A 22,077-nucleotide genomic window follows, 5' to 3' on the forward strand; every position below is an offset into this window, starting at 1 on the left:
ATGGCTAAGAAGGGGAATGTATTACAACAACTCGGTTCTTTAATCGGTTTAGTATTAATTATCGTCGTAATTACAGTTTTAAATCCAGCGTTCATTGAAATTCCAAATTTATTTAATATACTGCGTCAAGTATCGATTAATGCGCTTATTGCATTCGGAATGACCTTCGTAATTTTAACAGGGGGTATTGACTTATCGGTAGGTTCTATTTTAGCATTATCAAGTGCACTTGTTGCTGGAATGATGGCAAGTGGCATGGATCCGTTCCTTGCAATGGCAGTTGGACTATTAGCAGGTCTTGTAATGGGAATTGTAAACGGTATCATCATTGCGAAAGGAAAAGTAGCTCCATTTATTGCAACTTTAGCAACAATGACTATTTTTCGTGGGTTGACGCTTGTTTATATGGACGGACGTCCGATCACTGGTCTTGGTGATCATTTAATGTTCCAAATGTTTGGCCGCGGTTATTTTCTTGGTATTCCGGTACCAGCTGTTACAATGATGATCGCTTTCGCAGTACTGTACTTCATTTTGAAGAAAACGACATTTGGCCGTCGTACATTTGCAATTGGTGGGAATGAAGAAGCAGCAGCACTATCAGGTATTAATGTTACGAGAATTAAAGTAATGATTTACGGTCTTTCCGGAATTTTGGCAGCGCTTGCAGGTATTGTCTTAACATCACGACTAGATTCTGCACAGCCGACTGCAGGTACTTCTTATGAATTAGATGCAATTGCAGCAGTTGTATTAGGTGGAACAAGTCTTTCTGGGGGAAGAGGATGGATTGTTGGTACATTCATCGGTGTACTAATTATCGGTGTACTAAATAACGGTTTAAATTTATTAGGTGTATCTTCTTTCTTCCAACAAGTTGTAAAAGGACTTGTAATCTTACTAGCTGTATTAATTGATCGCCGAAAAGAAGCGTAATGGAGGGACAGTTCATGAAGAAATGGTTACTTATACTCGTTGCATGTATTATGGTCATTACTGCTGGTTGTTCAATGGAACCACCAGAATGGGCAAAGGATTCTAGCGATAAAGGTCGAAATAAAACTATTAAAGTTGGATTCTCTGTTTCAACTTTAAATAATCCCTTCTTTGTAACTTTGAAAAAGGGTGCAGAAAAGAAAGCGAAAGATAGCGGCATCGAATTGATTGCTGTTGATGCGCAAAATGATGCAGCGAAGCAAACGAACGATGTTGAAGATTTAATTCAAAAGGGTGTCGATGTAGTTGTTATTAATCCGACCGATTCAGATGCTGTTGCTTCAGCGGTAAGTGCGGCAAATGCAGCAAATGTTCCTGTTATTACAGTAGACCGCGTTGCGAATTCAGGTAAGGTTGTTTCTCACATTGCTTCTAACAATATCGAAGGTGGTCAAATGGCTAGTGATTACATTCGTGAATTAGTCGGCGAAGGAGCAAACGTTGCTGAGTTAGAAGGAATCCCTGGATCGTCTGCTGCTCGTGAACGTGGGAAAGGATTCCATAACGTAGCCGATAAGTCTTTAAAAGTAGTTGCAAAACAAGCGGCTGATTTTGATAGAGCGAAAGGATTATCTGTTATGGAAAACATTTTGCAAGCAAATGATGATATTAAAGCCGTGTTTGCGCATAACGACGAGATGGCATTAGGTGCACTTGAAGCATTGAAGTCTGCTGGAAAAACAGATGTGGTAGTTGTTGGATTTGATGCAACAGAAGATGCTGTGAAAGCGGTTAACGATGGGCGTATGGCTGCAACAGTCGCTCAAAAACCGGAATTAATCGGAGAGAAGGCGATGCAAACAGCAAAAGAGATAACACAAGGTAAAAAAGTGGACAAATCTATTCCGATTGAATTAGAGCTTATTAAGAAAAATAAATAAATATAAAATGAAAATTAGGAAGGAAGAATAACAAATGAAATTCTTTATTGATACAGCAAACATTAACGAAATTAAAGAGGCAAATGCATTAGGCGTAGTAGCTGGAGTAACGACAAACCCATCACTTGTAGCAAAAGAAGGCGTAGATTTCCATGAGCGTATTCGTGAAATTTGCAGCTTTATAGAAGGACCTGTAAGTGCAGAAGTAATTAGCTTAGAAGCTGATAAAATGATTGAAGAAGGAAAAGAATTAGCGAAGATTGCTCCAAACGTTGTTGTAAAAGTTCCAATGACAACAGAAGGTTTAAAAGCAGTAAAAGCATTCTCAGATTTAGGAATTCGTACAAACGTTACATTAGTATTCTCAGCAGTTCAAGCATTACTTGCAGCTCGCGCTGGTGCAACATATGTTTCACCATTCTTAGGTCGTTTAGATGATATCGGTCATAACGGTATGGATTTAATTCGTCAAATCGCAGAAATCTTTGCAATTCATGGCATCGAAACAGAAATCATTGCAGCATCTGTACGTCACAGCGTTCACGTAACTGATGCAGCATTAAACGGTGCACATATTGCAACAATCCCAGCAAACGTAATTGCTTCATTAGTGAAGCACCCATTAACAGATCAAGGAATTGAGAAATTCTTAGCTGATTGGGAAAAAACACAAGAGAAATAATAGAAAATCAAGAATCCTAGTTTAATTGACTAGGATTCTTTTTTATTTAAAAGAATTTTCATGCAATTTTGCATATTGTCTTTTAAATTTGTTATATAAGATATTTAATATATATCACATAACTCTTTATTTTTCATATTTCGATATAAAGTGAAACTTTAATCAGTGGGGGCTTTGTTCATCAGCACACTGATTATTAGTTGAACCAAGGGATAAATAGATAGAGGGTCTGACCAGAAAACTGGAGGGCATGATTCTATAACAGAAAGTTTAATGTTTATAGAATTATGTCTTTTTATATAGGGAGGGTAGTAAACAGAGATTTCGACAAAAATGCACCGATTTATCTGAATTTTAAGTTTTATAAAAGGAGAGAAATAGAATGAGAAGAAAAGCGCCATTTAAAGTGTTATCGTCATTAGCAATTGCGGCAATTATCGGATGCACATCTGTAATGAGTGCGCCGTTAGCATATGCAGAAACGCCAGCAAAAGAGAAAGAGAATGTGTCTACAACGCCAATTGATTACAATTTAATTCAAGAAGATCGTTTAGCGGAAGCTTTGAAAGAAAGAGGAACAATTAATCCAGCATCTTCTAAAGAAGAGACGAAAAAGGCTGTCGAGCAATATATTGAAAAGAAACAAGGAGATCAGGCGAACAAAGAAATTCTTCCAGATGCTCACTTACAAGAAACGTCTGATTTCACAAAAAAAGTAAAAGAGAAAAAGATGGAAGAAAAGGAAAATGTAAAAAAGACTGAAAAAAATATTAATCTTGAGCAAAAGCCAGAACCAAATAAAAAGCAATTAAATGGGCAAGTTCCAACTTCAAAAGCAAAGCAAGCTCCATATAAAGGATCTGTTCGATCGGATAAAGTATTAGTGCTACTCGTTGAATTTAGTGATTATAAACATAATAATATTGATCAAACACCAGGTTATATGTATTCGAAAGACTTTAGTAGAGAACATTATCAAAAGATGTTGTTCGGTAAGGAGCCTTATACATTATTTGATGGTTCAAAAGTAAAAACGTTTAAACAATACTATGAAGAGCAGTCTGGTGGTAGTTATACGACAGACGGATATGTAACGGAGTGGCTAACAGTTCCAGGAAAAGCATCTGATTATGGAGCTGATGGTAGCAGTGGTCACGATAATAAAGGTCCGAAAGGTGCACGTGATTTAGTGAAAGAAGCTTTGCATGCAGCTGCTGAGAAAGGACTAGATTTATCTCAGTTTGATCAGTTTGATAGATATGATACAAACGGGGATGGGAATCAAAATGAACCTGATGGTGTAATTGATCATTTAATGGTAATCCATGCTGGTGTTGGTCAAGAAGCAGGTGGTGGTAAATTAGGTGATGATGCGATCTGGTCACATCGTTCAAAATTAGCAGTAGATCCAGTAGCGATTGAAGGTACAAAATCAAAAGTAGATTACTTTGGTGGAAAAGTAGCAGCACATGATTACACAATTGAACCAGAAGATGGAGCTGTAGGTGTGTTTGCGCATGAATTTGGACATGATCTTGGATTACCAGATGAATATGACACGAAATATACTGGAACTGGTTCACCTGTCGAAGCTTGGTCATTAATGAGTGGAGGTAGTTGGACAGGAAAAATCGCAGGAACGGAGCCGACAAGTTTTTCACCACAAAATAAAGACTTCTTACAAAAGAATATGGGTGGCAACTGGGCAAAAATATTAGAAGTAGATTACGATAAAATTAAGAGTGGTGTGGGAGTTCCTACCTATATTGATCAAAGTGTTACGAAATCAAATCGTCCAGGCGTTGTACGTGTTAACTTACCAGGTAAAAGTGTTGAAACGATTAAACCGGAGTTTGGAAAGCATGCATATTATAGTACAAGAGGCGATGATATGCATACAACGTTAGAGACACCATTCTTTGATTTAACGAAAGGAACAAATGCAACATTCAATTATAAAGCAAATTATGAGTTAGAAGCAGAGTGCGATTTCGTCGAAGTACATGCAGTAACAGAAGATGGAACGAAAACATTAATTGATAGACTTGGAGAAAAAGTAGTCCAAGGAGATAAAGATACAACAGATGGGAAATGGATTGATAAATCATATGATTTAAGTCAATTTAAAGGAAAAAAAGTGAAACTACAATTAGACTATATTACAGATCCGGCTGTAACATATAAAGGTTTTGCGATGGACAATGTAAATGTAACTGTTGATGGACAAGTTGTATTTTCTGATGATGCAGAAGGACAGTCTAAAATGAATTTAAATGGTTTTGTTGTTTCTGATGGGACAGAGAAGAAAGCTCATTATTACTACTTAGAGTGGAGAAACTATGCGGGATCAGATAATGGTTTAAAAGCAGGAAAAGGTCCAGTGTATAATACAGGTCTTGTCGTTTGGTATGCAGATGATAGTTTCAAAGATAACTGGGTTGGGGTGCATCCAGGTGAAGGATTCCTTGGTGTTGTAGATTCTCATCCAGAAGCGCTAGTTGGTAATTTAAACGGAAAACCAGCATACGGTAATACGGGCATGCAAATTGCAGATGCTGCATTTTCATTTGATAAAACACCAGCATGGAGTGTAAATTCATTAACACGTGGTCAGTTTAACTATTCTGGATTACAAGGTGTTACAACTTTTGATGATTCAAAAGTATATAGTAACAAGCAAATTGCAGATGCAGGAAGGAAAGTTCCAAACCTTGGACTTAAATTCCAAGTTGTTGGACAGGCAGAAGATAAATCGGCAGGCGCTGTTTGGATTAAACGTTAATAACATAAAAGCACATTCTTCATATGAAGAGTGTGCTTTTTAATTTGTACAGTAAGTTATTATTTTAGTTTATGTAATACAAGTGTTTATTCATGTGTAGTGTATCAAATTATGTGGGGAAAGGAAATATTTCCGAGGAAATTGTCGAAGTATCGTTGGTATTGATACACTTTTTTTGTAAAAGAAGAAATGTAGTATTGTCTTTACAGTTTAATTTATTTACATTGTTACTTGGCTATACACAAAAGTAATATATTCGGCAATAAAAGAGCGCTATTGGATAGTGCTCTTTTTTATGAATAGAAAGGAGTGAGTTAAATGAAAGAAGTAATTGAATGTCCACAGTGTGAAGGGGATATTACTGCGCAACATATTATGGATCTCCCGCATCCTTTTTCATTCAGGTGTCCACATTGTAAGGTGAAATTAAAAGAAATGAGGATCACACCATGTTTAATATTAGTGGCAATTTGTATCATTCCACTATTTATTATGATTGGAGAGAGTATTAAGGAATTACTAGTAAAATATTTTTCTATTATAGACGGTGTACCAACTGTACTTATTTTCTTCTTATTTTGTTATCCATTGTATTATCTCTATGAAAAATATAATGCCATATTGTTTATTAAATACGGCTTGTTGAAAGTTAAAAGTTGAATAGGGGTTTATCATTAAAAAAAGACAACGATGGATTATCCCATCATTGTCTTTTTTACTTTGCTTCTTACATAAATCATCCCAGCAAATGTTAATAAAAATGCTGTCCCGATAATGAAGCTGATGCTAGGTGATGCTCCGATTGCGCCGACTGTAAAGGAGCCAGCAACAACTCCTAATGAGAAGAAGGCATAAAATAATCCGAATGCCTTTCCGCGATTATCGTCTGTAGTATTTTCAACGAGTAAAGCGTTAATAGACGGAAAGAGGATTGCGAATCCAATTCCATAAATCATCATTACGATAAAGAGCATACCTTTTGTAGCAAATAATCCGAGTAAAGATAATGCGAATGCCATAACTGCAATTCCGATTAGCATTAGTTTCGAACGATTAAATCGATCGTAAATACGATTTGTTGGAAGCAAGAAGAAGAGGATAGCAGTTATACCGAATACACTTAACATCATGCCTGTTGTGGATGCTTTAAGCGCTAATGCCTCAACTTTTACTGGTAACATATAAGTGACAATTCCTTGTGAAAACATTAATGTGAAAGCACCAATATATGCTTGTAATAACGGTTCTGATTTTAAAAGTTCAACCATATCTTCTTTGTTCATCATTTGCGTTCTTGATGTATCTTTTCTTGATACGTTATTTGGTAAGAAGAATAGAGATACGATCGTACCAAGAGCCATTAAAATAGAAATAGTAATAAAGACCCACTCTACGCCAGCTGTTGCTTTCATAATACCGCTGAAAGCAGGTCCTACGATTGCGGCTGTTCCAACAGCCGCACCAGATAGAGCCATTGCTTTTCCTTGTCTTTTTGCATTTGTTTGTTTTGATAAAAATGTAAAGGCGGCAGGAATTAAAAAGCCATCACTAAATCCATGCATAAAGCGCACAACTAATAGTTGTTCACCACTTTGAACAACGGTGTATAACAAGACTATGAAACTCGTAATTCCCATGCTTATATAAAGGATTTTTTTTGCACCAAATTTATCGACAGCGGCTCCAGCAATAATATTACCGATCATATTAGCGAATGAGTACATACCGACAACTAGCCCGATAATAAGAGGAGTTCCTCCAAGGCTTTGAGCGAAAGTACTCATAATAGGTAATTGTGAAAATGTATCTAAAAATGCCACGATAACGATAAAGTAAATAAAATATTTCAAGCGATATTCACCTCTCCTATGCTATTATGGCACAATGCTAATTTCACCTGCAATGAAATTGAATTAACAGATGTGGAAAAAAGTACAAAGTGACAAAATATTGAACGTTATTTGTAAAAAATTAGTGGGAACGTGATTGTTTTTTTGAAATATATGGATAGAAGTATTATAATAGAATTGTAAACTTCACCAGGTTAAGTATATACATAGAGAGGGATGTATAAAATGAAAGCACTACTTTGGCATAATCAACGTGATGTACGAGTAGAAGAAGTACCAGAACCAACAGTAAAACCAGGAACAGTGAAAATCAAAGTTAAATGGTGTGGTATTTGTGGGACAGACTTGCATGAATATTTAGCAGGGCCTATTTTTATTCCAACAGAAGAACATCCATTAACACATGTGAAAGCACCTGTTATTTTAGGTCATGAGTTTAGTGGTGAGGTAATAGAGATTGGTGAAGGAGTTACATCTCATAAAGTGGGAGACCGCGTTGTTGTAGAGCCAATTTATTCTTGTGGTAAATGTGAAGCTTGTAAACATGGACATTACAATGTTTGTGAACAACTTGTTTTCCACGGTCTTGGCGGAGAAGGCGGCGGTTTCTCTGAATATACAGTAGTACCAGAAGATATGGTTCATCACATTCCAGATGAAATGACGTATGAACAAGGTGCGCTTGTAGAACCAGCAGCAGTAGCAGTTCATGCAGTACGTCAAAGTAAATTAAAAGAAGGGGAAGCTGTAGCTGTATTTGGTTGCGGTCCAATTGGACTTCTTGTTATCCAAGCAGCTAAAGCAGCAGGAGCAACTCCTGTTATTGCAGTTGAACTTTCTAAAGAACGTCAAGAGTTAGCGAAATTAGCAGGTGCGGATTATGTATTAAATCCAGCAACTCAAGATGTGTTAGCTGAAATTCGTAACTTAACAAATGGTTTAGGTGTAAATGTTAGCTTTGAAGTAACAGGTGTTGAAGTTGTACTACGCCAAGCGATTGAAAGTACAAGCTTCGAAGGACAAACTGTAATTGTTAGTGTATGGGAAAAAGACGCAACAATTACTCCAAATAACTTAGTATTAAAAGAAAAAGAAGTTATTGGTATTTTAGGATACCGTCACATCTTCCCAGCTGTTATTAAATTGATTAGCTCTGGTCAAATTCAAGCAGAGAAATTAATTACGAAAAAAATTACAGTGGATCAAGTTGTTGAAGAAGGATTTGAAGCACTTGTAAAAGATAAAACACAAGTGAAAATTCTTGTTTCACCTAAATAAGATAGAATCGAAAAGAGTAGCCCTTTTCTAGAAATAGAAGAGGGCTACTTTTTTTCTGTACAGAAAGGTGATAGACTTTCCTGTAACTAAAGGTATTTTGTTTGGAAGGGGAAGTCTAATGCTTTCATTTATGTTGACATTGAAACGGATGCTAAAAGCTTGTTTGCGAGCATGGAAAGATAAAGAATTTCAAGTGTTATTCGTATTAACAATTTTGACATTAATATCTGGTACAATCTTTTATAGTACAGTGGAGGGGTTACGTCCTCTGGATGCTTTATATTTTAGCGTTATGACGCTGACTACTGTCGGTGATGGACAATTTAGTCCCAAAACTGACTTCGGAAAGATATTTACGATATTATACATATTTATAGGGATCGGATTAGTGTTTGGATTTATACATAAGTTGGCAGTTAATGTACAATTGCCAAGTATATTATCGAATAGAAAAAAAGAGTAAAGCATGTGTATGCTTTACTCTTTTTTTACATTAGTTTAGACAAGCCTTAATAATAGTTTATTAAAATGAAAGTGTATTCATTCATTATATTCACTGTGTATAAAGTTATAATGATATGAACATTTGCATATTTTAATTTAGTGATAGAAATTTCGTGAAAGGTGGGATATTCTAGTCATAGGTTAACCGGACGACATCATAGGATCCTAACAAAATGTTTACAATAATTCAATTATAAAATGGAGGATTTTATATGAAAAAGAAAGTACTTGCTTTAGCGGCAGCTATTACATTAGTTGCTCCATTACAAAGTGTTGCATTTGCTCATGAAAATGATGGGGGACAGAGATTTGGAGTTATTCCGCGCTGGTCTGCTGAAGATAAACATAAAGAAGGCGTGAATTCTCATTTATGGATTGTAAACCGTGCAATTGATATTATGTCTCGTAATACAACACTTGTAAAACAAGATCGAGTTGCACTATTAAATGAATGGCGTACTGAGTTAGAGAACGGTATTTATGCTGCTGACTATGAAAATCCTTATTATGATAATAGCACATTTGCTTCACATTTCTATGACCCTGACAATGGGAAAACTTATATTCCGTATGCAAAGCAGGCAAAGGAAACTGGAGCTAAATATTTTAAATTAGCTGGTGAGTCTTACAAAAATAAAGATATGAAACAAGCATTCTTCTATTTAGGATTATCTCTTCACTATTTAGGGGATGTAAACCAACCGATGCATGCGGCAAACTTTACGAACCTTTCGTATCCACAAGGATTCCATTCTAAATATGAAAACTTTGTAGATACGATAAAAGATAATTATAAAGTAACGGATGGAAATGGATATTGGAACTGGAAAGGTACAAATCCAGAAGATTGGATTCATGGAGCGGCAGTAGTTGCGAAACAAGATTACGCTGGCATTGTAAATGATAATACGAAAGATTGGTTCGTAAGAGCAGCTGTATCACAAGAATATGCAGATAAATGGCGCGCTGAAGTTACACCAATGACAGGTAAGCGTTTAATGGATGCACAACGTGTTACTGCTGGATACATTCAGCTTTGGTTTGATACGTACGGAAATCGTTAAGTATTTGAAAAAGGTCAAATCTCAGAATAGAGTATTTGGCCTTTTTATGACTATACAATACATGGAGGTATGAAACGTGAAAGGTAAATTGCTAAAAGGTGTACTTAGCTTAGGGGTTGGTTTAGGAGCTTTATATAGCGGAACTTCAGCTCAAGCAGAAGCATCTACAAATCAAAATGATACATTAAAAGTGATGACGCATAATGTATATATGCTATCAACAAACTTATATCCAAACTGGGGACAAACTGAGCGTGCTGATTTAATCGGGGCGGCAGATTATATAAAGAATCAAGATGTTGTTATATTAAATGAAGTGTTTGATAATAGTGCCTCAGATCGTTTATTAGGCAATTTGAAGAAAGAATATCCAAATCAAACAGCAGTATTAGGTCGTAGTAGTGGAAGCGAATGGGATAAAACGTTAGGGAACTATTCATCTTCAACTCCTGAAGATGGTGGCGTTGCGATTGTGAGCAAATGGCCAATCGCTGAAAAGATTCAATATGTATTTGCAAAAGGATGCGGGCCAGATAATTTATCGAATAAAGGATTTGTATACACGAAAATTAAGAAAAATGATCGTTTCGTTCACGTGATTGGGACGCATTTGCAGGCTGAAGATAGTATGTGCGGAAAAACTTCACCAGCATCTGTACGTACGAATCAATTAAAAGAAATTCAAGATTTTATTAAAAATAAAAATATACCAAATAATGAGTATGTGTTAATTGGTGGTGATATGAACGTAAATAAGATAAATGCAGAGAACAATAATGATTCAGAGTATGCATCTATGTTTAAAACATTGAACGCTTCTGTACCATCTTATACTGGACATACAGCGACTTGGGATGCAACGACAAACAGTATTGCAAAATATAATTTCCCTGATAGTCCTGCCGAATATTTAGATTATATTATTGCAAGCAAAGACCATGCGAACCCATCGTATATAGAGAATAAGGTGTTACAGCCGAAATCTCCACAATGGACTGTTACATCGTGGTTCCAAAAATATACGTATAATGATTACTCTGATCATTATCCAGTAGAGGCGACTATTTCTATGAAGTAGTTTCAAAAAGTTTCTTCGTAAAGAAGAAACTTTTTTTATTTGCAAACAGGAAAATCATACTTTCTTTCCAATATGTATAAGACATATTGAAAAGAGGAGAGAAAAATGTGGATCGAGGAATTTTTAAAGAAGTTCCATTACCGTGTGCATTTTTGGATGAAGTGGCTTTAGATAGAAATATTCAATCGATTATAGAGTTAAGTGGAAATAAGAAGATTCGTATAGCGAGTAAATCGTTACGTTCTGTTCCGATTATGCAAAAGATTTTAGCTGCAAATGATCGATTTCAAGGTATTATGTGCTTTTCACCTAGAGAGGTTTTATTTTTAATAGAACAAGGATTTAATGATTTATTGCTCGGATATCCTGCTTATGATGAAAGAGCTTTGTGTGAAATTAGTTTGCTAACAAAGAAAGGTTTCATTATAACTTGTATGGTGGATTGTGAAGAGCATATTGTGTATTTAGAAAAAATTGCTGAGAAATCTAAAGGATGTTTTCGTGTTTGTTTGGATATTGATATGAGTAGTCGTTTCTTTCAATTTCATTTTGGTGTACAAAGATCCCCAGTAAAAAATGTGCAGGATGCGTTGAAAGTAGTAGAAAAGGTGAGAAGGTCATCATATTTAATGTTAGATGGTGTGATGGGTTATGAAGCTCAAATTGCTGGGGTGGGAGACCATATACCGAATCAATGGCTGAAAAGTAAAGTGATTTCGTATTTAAAGCAGAAATCAGTGCTAGAAGTGAAAGAAAGAAGAGAATATATTGTAAAAGCAATACAAAAACTTGGTATTGAGCTAAGGTTTGTAAATGGAGGCGGAACAGGAAGCATAAAAACAACTGAGAAAGATAATTCAGTTTCAGAGATTACAATAGGTTCTGCTTTTTATTCTCCGAAGCTGTTTGATTATTATAAAGAGGTGAAATTTCATCCAGCGGTCGGATTTGCCTTACCAGTTGTGCGTAAACCAGTCCCGTTTATTTACACTTGCCTAGGTGGTGGATATATTGCTTCAGGAGCAGTTGGAAAAGATAAAGAGCCTGAAGTTTGGAGACCGAAGGGTGCAAAACTATTAGCTTTAGAAGGTGCTGGCGAGGTACAAACGCCAATTTTTTATAACGGCGAGGAACGAGTGGATATAGGAGAGTCCATTTTGTTTCGTCATAGTAAGGCTGGTGAATTATGTGAGCGCTTTCCTTTTTTGTATCGTGTTAAAAAAGGAGAGATTGTTGGGGAGTATTCAACATATCGGGGGGATGGCCAATGCTTTCTATAAAGGGACAAAAGTGGAGGAATTGGACAGGGAATGTAGGAGGAACGCCGCATTATACGATGTATCCAGAAAGTATACAAGATGTAGTAGAAGTAGTGGGGCTTGCACGAAAAAAGGGGCGGAAAATTCGTGTTGTTGGTTCAGGACACTCGTTTACACCCCTTGCGCAAACCGAAGAAGTTTTAGTTTCTTTAGATGAATTGAAGGGCATTGTGAATATTGATGAAGAGAAGATGGTCGCTGAAGTGTGGGCAGGAACAAAGTTATATGATTTAGGGAAGTTACTTGAGGAAAAAGGTTATGCGCAAGAAAATTTAGGGGATATTGATTCACAATCTATTGCAGGAGCGATTAGTACGGGGACTCATGGAACGGGTATTACCTTTGGGAGTTTATCAACACAAGTTATAGAGATTACGGCAGTTTTATCTAATGGTGAGAGTATAGTTTGTTCGGAAGCTGAGAACGTAGAATATTGGAGAGCGTTTCAGTTGTCACTTGGAATGTTAGGTATCATTGTAAAGATAAAATTGAAGGTTATTCCAGCGTATTCACTCGTTTATGAAAGTGAAAAACAGTCATTATCTACTGTAATGAACAAACTAGAAGAGTATAAGAAGCATCGTCACTTTGAATTTTTCGTTTTTCCTTATTCTGATGAAGTACAAGTAAAACTTACGAACGAAACAACGAATCAAGGCAGTGATTTGAAATGGCATAAACTAAAGGTGGAGTTACTTGAAAATAGGATGTTCTCTTTACTATCTAAAGGGTGTAAATGGTTTCCTTCTATAAGTAAAGGAGTGAGTCGATTATCAGCTAAGGCTGTACCAAACACAAAAATAATTGGCCCGAGCTATGAAGTATTTGCTACATCACGTACGGTACCATTTTATGAAATGGAGTATAGCATTCCTTCAAAGTATATGAGGACTGTGGTAGAAGAAATCTCAAATATTATTGAAAAGAAAAAGTATAAGGTGCACTTCCCGATCGAATGCCGCTATGTGAAAGGTGATGATATATGGCTTAGTCCAGCCTATGGAAGAGATTCAGCGTATATCGCTGTTCATATGTATAAAGGTATGAAATATGCTGCTTACTTTGGCGAAGTGGAAAAAATTTTTCTAAAGTATGAAGGGCGTCCGCATTGGGGGAAAATGCATACATTATCGTATGAGCAATTACAAGATATATATCCAGAGTTTCATTCGTTTTTACAGGCGAGGAAGTCTCTAGATGAACTTGGAATGTTTTTTAATCCTTATGCAGAAAAGTTATTTATCCCGCTATTTGCCGGGCAGTAAGACCCCCACTGATTAAAGTTTCACATTATGTATATAAAAAAGCTGACAAATAATTATTTGTCAGCTTTTTTTAGTGTAATTGCATTTCTTGTATGACTAATATGTTCATAAAAAAGTAGTTTATCACGGCTAAATACATGCAGTAAAACATGAATAATAAATAGGCCGTTAATGATAAATAGGAATAACAATGTAACGAGTAATACTAAAGGCTCTGTATGATTTAACATAGAGCTACTAGAAAGAATGTAATTGATTCCGCCTAACGCAAAATAAAATATACCGTAGCGAATAAATAGTTCTTTTAATGTAATACGATCTGATTTTCCTTTCAGGTGAATGCGAAGCAATGCTTTCCCAATTGTTTTTCCATTCGTAAAGTATGGAATAATAATAAAGTAAATAAGGATTGAACACGTAATGAAAATGAGTTCATACATATTGGTGTAAGATTGCATATTAGAAACGAAGAAAGAATTTCCTTTGTTTTTAACGACAGGTACAACGATAGATAAGAAAATCCAATCAATTTGCATCGCGATAAGGCGACGAATGAATCCGACTGGTTTCGTTTCCAAATCAATATGACTATCTAACTCATTTGTCTTCGGAAGGAAGTACGTAAATATTGGTGCAATGATAAAACCAATTACGCCACCTAATGTATTTAAAAACAAATCATCGATATCAAATAATCGGTATGCACAATTGTATATACCGTATAATCCAGTCACTTGTGTTAGCTCGAAAAATAGTGAAAGGAAAAAGGAAATGCAAATTGTTTGTAAGAAACTACGTCGGAAATAATAACGTAAGTAAATACCGAATGGAACAGTTAATAGAACATTAAATGCAACTTGTAAAAACGCAGACTCTTTTAATAAGTAGAAATAAGTAGCTGGTTTCGTTAAAACTGCCGATGTATGACTACTAATCTCTTGTATGAAATAAAATGGTGAGAGTTGCATGTGTTGTGTATTAGCCGGTTGTAGGCTACAAGTATCAAACGTTTGTGGTAACGGCAAAATAACAAGAAAATAGGCATTTAATAAGTAAAGTAATAATGAGTATAAAATAAATGAGCGCCATTTATTTAAATAACCGTATTTTCGATAATTAAATATTAAAAAAGGGATTAAAAGAAACATTGCTAAAAAGGGAAATAAAATAAACGCTGTTTTCACTGGAAATAAATATGCAGTCAAAGTAAAACTCCTTTCAATAAAAATTCGTTTATCATTATAGCGCTAAAAATATTTAAATACAAAGTTAAAATCTTTCGAAATAGAAATAATTACTAATTTTATAGGAATTAAGTTATAATAAATTTAATATGAGGATATTATGATTATATAAGTTGAGAGAGGGTACAAGAGATGCGATATGAACTTTTTTCTGTAAGTGGGGATCATATTACGACTTTTGAAAGTGCATGGCGTTTTCAGGAGGGAGAACAGATTTTTGTTCATGATGATCAAACAAAAAGAAACTTTATTATTATTCGTCTGACGCATGATGTATTTCAACAAAATAAACATGTTATTCGTTTGTATTGTCAAGAGAAGAAAGTGTATGCATAAGAGAAGCCCTCTTACAGTATGAAAAGTAAGAGGGGCCTTATCTCGTTATTTGTGAACAGCCCGATTGATGAGAGCTGATTAAAGTTTCACTTTATCATTTTGCCCCTCGTAAGGAATAAAAAGAGGAGGGTTAATGTACATAGCTAGCATTTGATTTGGAAGAAAGGATATAGCCTTGTATTTTGCGCTTCAAAGTTACATTTCTTTCTCTTTGAGAAAGCCATGTATGGTAATCTTGTTGTGTTTTCCATAACATACGAATCATATATTCTGTCTTATCATTTGTACGATGAACATGTGAAAACTCTATGTTAATACAACCGTTCGTTCCGGGAGAAGGATAATATTGTTTAAGCCCATAAAGAAGCTCACATTCATATCCGTACTTAATATGAATGAGTTTAGTAACAATAAACATATAAACACCTCTTTTACGATAATAGTAGGAAAGATAGCTTTACTATAATAGTGAACTTAAATAATATTATACTATTCAGAAAATTCAAAGTAAATAATAGATTTTAACTTAATAAAGGTATAAAAAAGCGAGTCATCTAGTGTAATAGAATGACTCGCTTTCAATTTGTAAGTTTCATTTTATAAGAAAATAAGAGTAAGTACACCTACGATAATACAATAGAAAGAGAAATATTTTAAATTTCCTTTTGCCATAATGTTCATAAACCATTTTAGTGAAATATACGTCATGATAAATGTTGCGATGAATGCAACAACATATGGCACGAATAATGTGTCTAGATTTGGATCATTTGCAATGTCTGTAATGCTTAACAATAAGCCACCTAAGCTAACAGGAATGTATAGTAAGAATGAAAAGCGAAGAGCTGTTTCTTGCTTCATACCAAGTAACATTGCTGCTACGATTGTGGCACCAGATCGGCTTATTCCGGGAATCAGTGCGCAAGCTTGTGCTAATCCGACGATGATTGCATCTTTCATAGAAAGGTCGCCATCATTTTTACGACCGCGTAAATTTCTAATAATCCAAAGGCCGACAGCAGTAATAAGAAGGGAAATCCCAACCATCTTCACACCTTTTAAGTACTGATCGATGTAATCTTTAAATAAAACACCAATAACACCTGCTGGAATGGTTGCAATAACAAGATAAATAATAAAGAAGAAATCTGATTTTGCGTCTTCTGCTCTTGTAAATATATAAGAGAGACCATTCTTCGTTAGACGAATTAAATCATTTCTATAAATAAGTAATACAGCTAATAATGAAGCTGAATTAACAAGTAGTTCGAAGCTAAACCCTTCTATTTTTAGTCCTAGCAAATGTTGTGCTAAAACGAGATGACCACTTGAAGAAATCGGAATTGGTTCTGTTAGTCCTTGGAACAGACCGAGAATTAAATATTTTAAAACGTAGTAAAATTGTTCCATAATAACCTCCTTGTTTATTAGTTGAAAGAAACAACTTTTCCATTATAACAAAGATATGGATGAATATTGAAAAGAAATAAATATTCGAAATAAAATAAAAATCCCTCATAGCAGTATAAGGGATTTTTATTTTTAATTAAGAATTTACTGTTCCTTGAAGACTTTTAGACAATTGAACATCGACTTTTTCAGCATCATGAATATGATTCATAATAGTAGTATTTAATTTTTGGAACATTTGTTGTGTGTTAGCGAATTCTCGTAATATGTCATCATTACAAGATTTTTGGTTTTCAATAGCCTTAATAACATTTGTAGCACCATTTTGTAACGTTTGAATCATAACTAAAATATTTTCAATTCTAGCATTTGTATCGGCGCTCATTTCTACACCTTCATCGACTAAATGTAAATTATCTTTTGTGTTATCGTATGCTTTTTCAATTTCTTCTTGAATTTTTTTCGTTAAGTTGCCTATGTTTTTTGTACTTTCTGCTGTACTTTCTGCTAGTTTTCTTACTTCATTGGCAACGACAGCGAATCCTTTACCGTGTTCTCCAGCACGTGCGGCTTCAATACTCGCATTTAAAGCAAGTAAATTTGTTTGTGCTGCAATGTTTTGAATGACTTCTACAATTTGCTCGATTTCCTTTGAGCGTTCGCTTAGATGATTCATACTATTAGACGTGCGTTGGGATTGTTCACCTAATTTATTAATTACAATAAGTAAGCGGTGAACGGATTCTTTTCCTTCATTAGAGCAGTCAATAATTTCTGCAATAGACTGAATTAAGCTTTGTTCCTTTTGCAACATTTCATTATTTAACTCATTGGAATGTGTCGTACGTGTTGAAACATTTTCGAAACATGAACTTAATTGTTGAACTAAATTTTGGAGTGTATTGTGTTGGTTATTTACAAGTTGGTGCTCGTGGACAACGCTTTGTACACGATTGTGGATAGTAGAAATAGTCTCTTGTTTTTCAATATCTTTTTGTTTTAATTCTGCTTCTAATTCTTGTATACGCTCTTCTAATTGAGCAATTGTATGTTGGAGTGATTTCTTTTGAGTAAACATGTATTTATTTCAACCGCCTTCGAAAGTTATATTTTCTCTATATTTGGATTTTAGCATCTTTTGTATTTTTTAAATATAGGAATTGTTAAATATTTAAGAATCTATTACATTTTATTCATAATTCTCTTTTTTTTGTCACGAAAAATAAACTGTATTTAATCGTTTTGTAAACAAACTGTAAAATAAATCATGTATAACTGTATAAGAAGGGAGTCGGATTATGAACTATTTTAAGCGAATCAGCTGTCTAGTATTAGCAGGAATTATCGGTCTTTCTAGTACAGTCGCTGTTAAAGCAGAGTCAAACGACGAGAAACTTAACAACATGCAACAGCAATTGCAACAAAACGATGCAGAAATGCAAAAGAAAGAGCAAGAGAAGCAAGCTGTTAGTAAAGAAATTAAAGGTATCGAAAACGAACTACATAATTTAAATAATACAATTGCAAAAAATAAAGAGGATCAAGCTGCTATTCAACGTAAAATTGATGAAACACATAAGCAGATTGAACAAAAAAAGGAAGAAATTATCGTTTTGGAGGATAAAGTCCTTGCTCGTAAAGATATTATGAGAAAACGTATGGTTTCTGTTCAAAACAGTTCAAATACAAGTTTAGTAGTAGAAGTTGTAGTAGAGTCAAAAAACTTTGCAGACTTCTTACAACGTATGAACGCAGTTTCTACTATTCTAGAAGCTGATAAAGAAATTTTACGTCTACAAGAACAAGATCTTCGTCAAATTGAAGAAGATAAGAAAACAATTGACGAAAAAGAAGCATCTTTAGTAGTAGACAAACAAAAATTAGCAAAATCGCAAGCTGAACTGCAAGATAACTTGAAAAAACGTCAAGATAACTTACAAACAGTTCAAGCTAAATATAATGAGGTTGCAAGTCAACTTAATTTAGCAGCAGAAGAAAAAGCTAAAATTGAATCAAATATGAAGACAGTACAAGAAACGATTGCTCGTGAGCAAGAAGCAGCAAGAATTGCGGCAGAAGAGCGCGCAAAAGCAGAAGCGGCTGCAAAAGCAGAGCAAGAAGCTTTAGCGAAAGCGCAAGCAGAAATTGCTGAAAAGCAAAAGCAAGAAAAAGCTAGTAAACCAGCTGAACCTGTAGCAAAAAATACAGAAACAGAGTCTAAGCCTGATACGAAACCAACTCAAGGTGGAAAAGAATTTTACGTAACAGCAACCGCTTATACAGCTGACCCATCTGAAAACGGCTATAAACCGGGTGAAACTGTAAAATCTAAGTTAGGACATAATTTAACTGCAAATCCAAACATGAAATTAATTGCTGTAGATCCATCTGTTATCCCATTAGGTTCTACTGTATATGTAGAAGGATATGGAACAGCAATTGCTGGAGATACTGGTAGTGCAATAAAAGGGCATATCATTGATCTATTAATGCCAAATTCAGCTCAAGCTAATGAGTGGGGTAGAAGATCAGTTAAAGTTAAAATTTTAAATTAATATGCAATCCAACTTTACAATACGTAAAGTTGGATTTTTTTGTAAGGATAATGTTAAGTTGAGTTTACATTTTGTTAAGGATAGCATACAATAATGGTAAGAGGTGGTAAATTTGACCATTTTAAACAGAGTAAAAGAATTAAGAGCTCGTTTTAACTTTACACAAAGCGTATTAGCAGAAAAGGTGGGAGTAACGAGACAAACAATTGCAGCAATTGAAAAAGGGGATTACGTTCCTTCGTTGTTATTAGCACTTACGATTTGTGATGTGTTTCAGTTAAAGATGGAAGATGTGTTTGTTTTAAATAAGGAGGGGGAAGAGGATGAATAGAATTGTTTTTTCTTATATCATAAACGTGCTTTATACTGCTTTAGCATGCTGGACATTTGTTGAATTTTATAGTGTCATTACAGAGTTAGCAGATATAATTAAAAACGAGAAATTCCCATTTGAAGTATGGTTTAATGGAGTACCATTCATTTTATTATTTATTGGAGCAATTATAGTTACAATTTTTTATAGAATTCAAAAGAAAAAATATAAGAATTTATCTTTTTGGATGTATCCATTATTATTTCCACTAGAAGATGAACGTGAAAAAGCGATTACGGATAAAGCTTGCCGAACAACATTTGTATCGTTATGGTTTGTGTTACCTTGTGCAGTTGGATTTTTAACTTTTTCGCCTATTATTAATGAATATCTTCCTGGATACCCATTATATATTCTATTTTCGATTTTCTTTATTCAAATGACAGTATTTCACGTATCACTATACAGAAATAAATTAGCTTAAAAAGAAACCTTCTTGCACCGGCAAGAAGGTTTCTTTTTAAGCTAATACTTGTACATATGACGATATTATTTTATCATTTTATATAGAGTAAGATTTTGTAAGGGAAAGGAATTGTATATGAATAAGCAAAGAATTTATAGTATAGTAGCAATCCTTCTATTTGTTGTAGGTGGCGTGTTAATTGGAAAGCCATTTTATGATGGATATCAGGCTGAAAAGAAACAGACTGAAAATGTGCAGGCTGTTCAAAAGATGGATTATGAAAAGCATGAGACGGAATTTGTAGATGCTTCCAAAATTAATCAACCAGACTTGGCGGAAGTAGCGAATGCATCATTAGATAAGAAACAAGTAATCGGTCGTATTTCGATTCCAAGTGTTTCAGTAGAACTGCCTGTTTTGAAAGCTTCTACTGAAAAAAACTTATTATCAGGTGCAGCGACAGTAAAAGAGAATCAAGTTATGGGAAAAGGAAATTACGCACTAGCAGGACATAACATGTCTAAAAAAGGTGTTTTATTTAGTGATATAGCTTCTTTGAAAAAAGGCGATAAAATTTATTTGTATGACAATGAAAATGAATATGAGTATGCGGTTACTGGTGTATCTGAAGTAACTCCTGATAAGTGGGAAGTTGTAGAGGATCATGGGAAAGATGAGATAACGCTTATTACATGTGTATCTGTAAAGGATAATTCTAAGCGTTATGTTGTTGCTGGTGATTTAGTAGGAACGAAGGTGAAGAAGTAAAAAAAGAAGGTGAACTCTTTAAAGAGTTCACCTTCTTTTTTACTAATGTTGAGAAATAATAGAATATTTTGGTTGGTATTTAAGTATTCTTCTATTTATGTATAATAAAGTTAGAATTCTATATTTTGGGAGGAACAAGAGTGAGACAACAGGTGAAGAAACTTCTTTTAACAACGAGTATAGCGTTATTGGTAGCTCCAATTTCAGCTTATGCGCATCCAGGGCGTACAGATGCTAATGGCGGACATACGTGTCGTACAAATTGTGAGAAATGGGGATTACAGTACGGGGAATATCATTATCACAATAAACCAGCTTCTAGTAGTGGTGCAACGAGCCCAGCTCCTAGCCAGAATAATAATAGTGCTGTAGAAGCTGAGAGACAAGCAGAAGCCCAGCGCAATAATGAGGCTGAAAAACAACGTGCTGCAGAAGCACAGCGTAAAGCTGAGGCTGAAAAACAACGTAATGCAGAAGCCCAGCGTAAAGCTGAAGAAGAGAGACAACGTGTAGCCGAGGAACAAAGAAAAGCTGAAGAGGCACGTAAACAAGAGGAAGCGCAGCGCCAAGCTGATATGGAAAAAGGTCAACTTGAAGGTCAAAAGAATGGAGAAACTGATTTTAAAGCAGGAAAAAATGATGCAGAAGTGCATGTAGCTGGAAAATCTGATGCATATAAACAAGCGTTTAAAGCGACTTATGCAGCCGCATGGTCTTTAGAAGAGCAGAAGAAAACGCATTTTGAAAAAGGAAAAGAACAAGGTTTAGCACAAGAGACGATGGACGATAGTCAAGTTGCTCCAGAGTTTAAGGTAAACTTTGCAGACGGGTTCAAAGTAGGGAATAAAGAAAGAGTAGAAAAAATTGAAAAAGAGCAAGCTGAATTAGGGGAAAAGACAGGGAAAGAATTAGCTGAAAAGAATCCTGGAAATAGAGAGAAAGAAGTATACGTGAAGGCATATGAAACAGCGTATGAAAAAGGCTATAAATCTACAAAAAAGGCAGTAGAAAAAGCTGGCTATAAGTATGCATTTGAAAACTATGATTTAAAAGTTCCTGCTAAGTATGAAAGAAATGAATTGTTAAAGAAATGGTTTACTGAAGGATTTAAATCGAATAAAAAAGCAGCGGAAATTCGAGAAGAAGGGTATAAAAAGGGAGACAGCTGGTTCTCATTCTTCTATAAGAGTTTCGTACCAAGTGAATATAAAGAACATAAAGAGCTGTACGAACAAGCAATCGAAAAAGGTAAAACAGCATAAAAAAAGATGAGGAGAAATTCCTCA

21 protein-coding genes and 1 pseudogene are annotated in these 22,077 nt (G+C 34.9%); 17 read left to right on the forward strand and 5 right to left on the reverse strand.

Annotated elements, in window-relative coordinates; genetic code table 11:
- The 5 genes from ACS2FK_RS21755 (at nt 1) to ACS2FK_RS21775 (ending at nt 6,001) form a co-directional block, all read left to right on the forward strand.
- Complete coding sequence (locus ACS2FK_RS21755; RefSeq protein ID WP_001074649.1) at nt 1-936, forward strand: ABC transporter permease subunit; 936 nt, start codon at nt 1-3, stop codon at nt 934-936.
- 14 nt (nt 937-950) lie between these two features.
- Nucleotides 951-1,877, forward strand: a complete 927-nt coding sequence (rbsB, locus tag ACS2FK_RS21760) for a ribose ABC transporter substrate-binding protein RbsB (RefSeq protein WP_063546462.1) — start codon at nt 951-953, stop codon at nt 1,875-1,877.
- A 34-nt stretch (nt 1,878-1,911) separates the two neighbouring features.
- Nucleotides 1,912-2,559, forward strand: coding sequence for a fructose-6-phosphate aldolase (fsa, locus tag ACS2FK_RS21765; RefSeq protein WP_000667666.1), 648 nt, complete (start codon nt 1,912-1,914; stop codon nt 2,557-2,559).
- Nucleotides 2,560-2,941: 382 nt separating this feature from the next.
- Nucleotides 2,942-5,341: a M6 family metalloprotease immune inhibitor InhA2 gene (inhA2, locus tag ACS2FK_RS21770; protein ID WP_063546464.1), complete on the forward strand. Its 2,400-nt coding sequence runs from the start codon at nt 2,942-2,944 to the stop codon at nt 5,339-5,341.
- A gap of 318 nt (nt 5,342-5,659) precedes the next feature.
- Nucleotides 5,660-6,001: a hypothetical protein gene (locus tag ACS2FK_RS21775; protein WP_021036119.1), complete on the forward strand. Its 342-nt coding sequence runs from the start codon at nt 5,660-5,662 to the stop codon at nt 5,999-6,001.
- A 35-nt stretch (nt 6,002-6,036) separates the two neighbouring features.
- Here the strand turns inward: ACS2FK_RS21775 and ACS2FK_RS21780 are convergent, their stop codons facing one another.
- Nucleotides 6,037-7,191, reverse strand: coding sequence for an MFS transporter (locus ACS2FK_RS21780; RefSeq protein WP_000873271.1), 1,155 nt, complete (start codon nt 7,189-7,191; stop codon nt 6,037-6,039).
- Nucleotides 7,192-7,416: 225 nt separating this feature from the next.
- Here ACS2FK_RS21780 and bdhA point away from each other — a divergent pair, with 225 nt between their 5' ends.
- The 6 genes from bdhA (at nt 7,417) to ACS2FK_RS21810 (ending at nt 13,699) form a co-directional block, all read left to right on the forward strand.
- A complete protein-coding gene (gene bdhA / locus ACS2FK_RS21785) occupies nt 7,417-8,469 on the forward strand; it encodes a (R,R)-butanediol dehydrogenase (RefSeq protein ID WP_000645827.1) in 1,053 nt (350 codons plus the stop codon).
- A gap of 118 nt (nt 8,470-8,587) precedes the next feature.
- Nucleotides 8,588-8,932 carry a potassium channel family protein gene (locus tag ACS2FK_RS21790; RefSeq protein ID WP_000948241.1) on the forward strand — a complete coding sequence of 115 codons (345 nt, stop codon included), beginning with the start codon at nt 8,588-8,590 and terminating at the stop codon, nt 8,930-8,932.
- Nucleotides 8,933-9,185: 253 nt separating this feature from the next.
- The gene (gene cerA / locus ACS2FK_RS21795) at nt 9,186-10,037 is read left to right on the forward strand and encodes a phospholipase CerA (RefSeq protein ID WP_000730997.1); all 852 of its coding nucleotides are present in this window, start codon (nt 9,186-9,188) and stop codon (nt 10,035-10,037) included.
- 76 nt (nt 10,038-10,113) lie between these two features.
- Nucleotides 10,114-11,115, forward strand: a complete 1,002-nt coding sequence (gene sph / locus ACS2FK_RS21800; RefSeq protein WP_000676799.1) for a sphingomyelinase C — start codon at nt 10,114-10,116, stop codon at nt 11,113-11,115.
- Nucleotides 11,116-11,222: 107 nt separating this feature from the next.
- The gene (locus ACS2FK_RS21805) at nt 11,223-12,395 is read left to right on the forward strand and encodes an amino acid deaminase/aldolase (RefSeq protein WP_063546466.1); all 1,173 of its coding nucleotides are present in this window, start codon (nt 11,223-11,225) and stop codon (nt 12,393-12,395) included.
- Nucleotides 12,383-13,699, forward strand: coding sequence for a D-arabinono-1,4-lactone oxidase (locus ACS2FK_RS21810; RefSeq protein ID WP_063546468.1), 1,317 nt, complete (start codon nt 12,383-12,385; stop codon nt 13,697-13,699). The genes ACS2FK_RS21805 and ACS2FK_RS21810 overlap by 13 nt, the downstream gene beginning before the upstream one ends.
- 53 nt (nt 13,700-13,752) lie before the next feature.
- Here ACS2FK_RS21810 and ACS2FK_RS21815 read toward each other — a convergent pair whose 3' ends face one another.
- Nucleotides 13,753-14,904: a VanZ family protein gene (locus tag ACS2FK_RS21815; protein ID WP_000128017.1), complete on the reverse strand. Its 1,152-nt coding sequence runs from the start codon at nt 14,902-14,904 to the stop codon at nt 13,753-13,755.
- Nucleotides 14,905-15,075: 171 nt separating this feature from the next.
- On the opposite strand from ACS2FK_RS21815, the gene ACS2FK_RS21820 reads away from it, so the two are divergent.
- Nucleotides 15,076-15,279, forward strand: coding sequence for a hypothetical protein (locus ACS2FK_RS21820; protein WP_001268332.1), 204 nt, complete (start codon nt 15,076-15,078; stop codon nt 15,277-15,279).
- A gap of 130 nt (nt 15,280-15,409) precedes the next feature.
- On the opposite strand, the gene ACS2FK_RS21825 is transcribed toward ACS2FK_RS21820, so the two are convergent.
- The 3 genes and pseudogenes from ACS2FK_RS21825 to ACS2FK_RS21835 all read right to left on the reverse strand — a co-directional run.
- Nucleotides 15,410-15,697 carry a hypothetical protein gene (locus tag ACS2FK_RS21825; RefSeq protein ID WP_000471243.1) on the reverse strand — a complete coding sequence of 96 codons (288 nt, stop codon included), beginning with the start codon at nt 15,695-15,697 and terminating at the stop codon, nt 15,410-15,412.
- A 179-nt stretch (nt 15,698-15,876) separates the two neighbouring features.
- Nucleotides 15,877-16,689 (reverse strand): undecaprenyl-diphosphate phosphatase, encoded by an 813-nt coding sequence (locus tag ACS2FK_RS21830; protein WP_000434794.1) that lies wholly within the window; start codon nt 16,687-16,689, stop codon nt 15,877-15,879.
- A 136-nt stretch (nt 16,690-16,825) separates the two neighbouring features.
- Nucleotides 16,826-17,356: pseudogene (locus tag ACS2FK_RS21835) on the reverse strand (methyl-accepting chemotaxis protein); the annotation flags it as partial.
- A 631-nt stretch (nt 17,357-17,987) separates the two neighbouring features.
- Between ACS2FK_RS21835 and ACS2FK_RS21840 the strand changes: the two are divergent.
- The 5 genes from ACS2FK_RS21840 to ACS2FK_RS21860 all read left to right on the forward strand — a co-directional run bounded on the left by ACS2FK_RS21840 (nt 17,988) and on the right by ACS2FK_RS21860 (nt 22,053).
- Nucleotides 17,988-19,244 carry a 3D domain-containing protein gene (locus tag ACS2FK_RS21840; RefSeq protein WP_063546470.1) on the forward strand — a complete coding sequence of 419 codons (1,257 nt, stop codon included), beginning with the start codon at nt 17,988-17,990 and terminating at the stop codon, nt 19,242-19,244.
- Nucleotides 19,245-19,356: 112 nt separating this feature from the next.
- Nucleotides 19,357-19,575: a helix-turn-helix transcriptional regulator gene (locus ACS2FK_RS21845; RefSeq protein WP_000154019.1), complete on the forward strand. Its 219-nt coding sequence runs from the start codon at nt 19,357-19,359 to the stop codon at nt 19,573-19,575.
- Entirely contained in the window at nt 19,568-20,041 is a 474-nt protein-coding gene (locus ACS2FK_RS21850; protein WP_001080043.1) for a hypothetical protein, read from the forward strand. The genes ACS2FK_RS21845 and ACS2FK_RS21850 overlap by 8 nt, the downstream gene beginning before the upstream one ends.
- A 117-nt stretch (nt 20,042-20,158) precedes the next feature.
- Nucleotides 20,159-20,791 (forward strand): class A sortase, encoded by a 633-nt coding sequence (locus ACS2FK_RS21855; protein ID WP_063546472.1) that lies wholly within the window; start codon nt 20,159-20,161, stop codon nt 20,789-20,791.
- 140 nt (nt 20,792-20,931) lie between these two features.
- A complete protein-coding gene (locus ACS2FK_RS21860; RefSeq protein WP_001249808.1) occupies nt 20,932-22,053 on the forward strand; it encodes a YHYH domain-containing protein in 1,122 nt (373 codons plus the stop codon).
- Nucleotides 22,054-22,077: the final 24 nt, after the last annotated feature.

This window comes from Bacillus cereus group sp. BceL220, assembly GCF_051776965.1.
GTDB lineage: Bacteria > Bacillota > Bacilli > Bacillales > Bacillaceae_G > Bacillus_A > Bacillus_A cereus.

Coding starts and splice junctions, on each gene's coding strand:
- ACS2FK_RS21755 (WP_001074649.1), top strand. CDS start 1: ATGGCTAAGAAGGGGAATGTATTACAACAACTCGGTTCTTTAATCGGT.
- rbsB (WP_063546462.1), top strand. CDS start 951: ATGAAGAAATGGTTACTTATACTCGTTGCATGTATTATGGTCATTACT.
- fsa (WP_000667666.1), top strand. CDS start 1,912: ATGAAATTCTTTATTGATACAGCAAACATTAACGAAATTAAAGAGGCA.
- inhA2 (WP_063546464.1), top strand. CDS start 2,942: ATGAGAAGAAAAGCGCCATTTAAAGTGTTATCGTCATTAGCAATTGCG.
- ACS2FK_RS21775 (WP_021036119.1), top strand. CDS start 5,660: ATGAAAGAAGTAATTGAATGTCCACAGTGTGAAGGGGATATTACTGCG.
- bdhA (WP_000645827.1), top strand. CDS start 7,417: ATGAAAGCACTACTTTGGCATAATCAACGTGATGTACGAGTAGAAGAA.
- ACS2FK_RS21790 (WP_000948241.1), top strand. CDS start 8,588: ATGCTTTCATTTATGTTGACATTGAAACGGATGCTAAAAGCTTGTTTG.
- cerA (WP_000730997.1), top strand. CDS start 9,186: ATGAAAAAGAAAGTACTTGCTTTAGCGGCAGCTATTACATTAGTTGCT.
- ACS2FK_RS21810 (WP_063546468.1), top strand. CDS start 12,383: ATGCTTTCTATAAAGGGACAAAAGTGGAGGAATTGGACAGGGAATGTA.
- ACS2FK_RS21820 (WP_001268332.1), top strand. CDS start 15,076: ATGCGATATGAACTTTTTTCTGTAAGTGGGGATCATATTACGACTTTT.
- ACS2FK_RS21825 (WP_000471243.1), bottom strand. CDS start 15,697: ATGTTTATTGTTACTAAACTCATTCATATTAAGTACGGATATGAATGT.
- ACS2FK_RS21830 (WP_000434794.1), bottom strand. CDS start 16,689: ATGGAACAATTTTACTACGTTTTAAAATATTTAATTCTCGGTCTGTTC.
- ACS2FK_RS21840 (WP_063546470.1), top strand. CDS start 17,988: ATGAACTATTTTAAGCGAATCAGCTGTCTAGTATTAGCAGGAATTATC.
- ACS2FK_RS21850 (WP_001080043.1), top strand. CDS start 19,568: ATGAATAGAATTGTTTTTTCTTATATCATAAACGTGCTTTATACTGCT.
- ACS2FK_RS21855 (WP_063546472.1), top strand. CDS start 20,159: ATGAATAAGCAAAGAATTTATAGTATAGTAGCAATCCTTCTATTTGTT.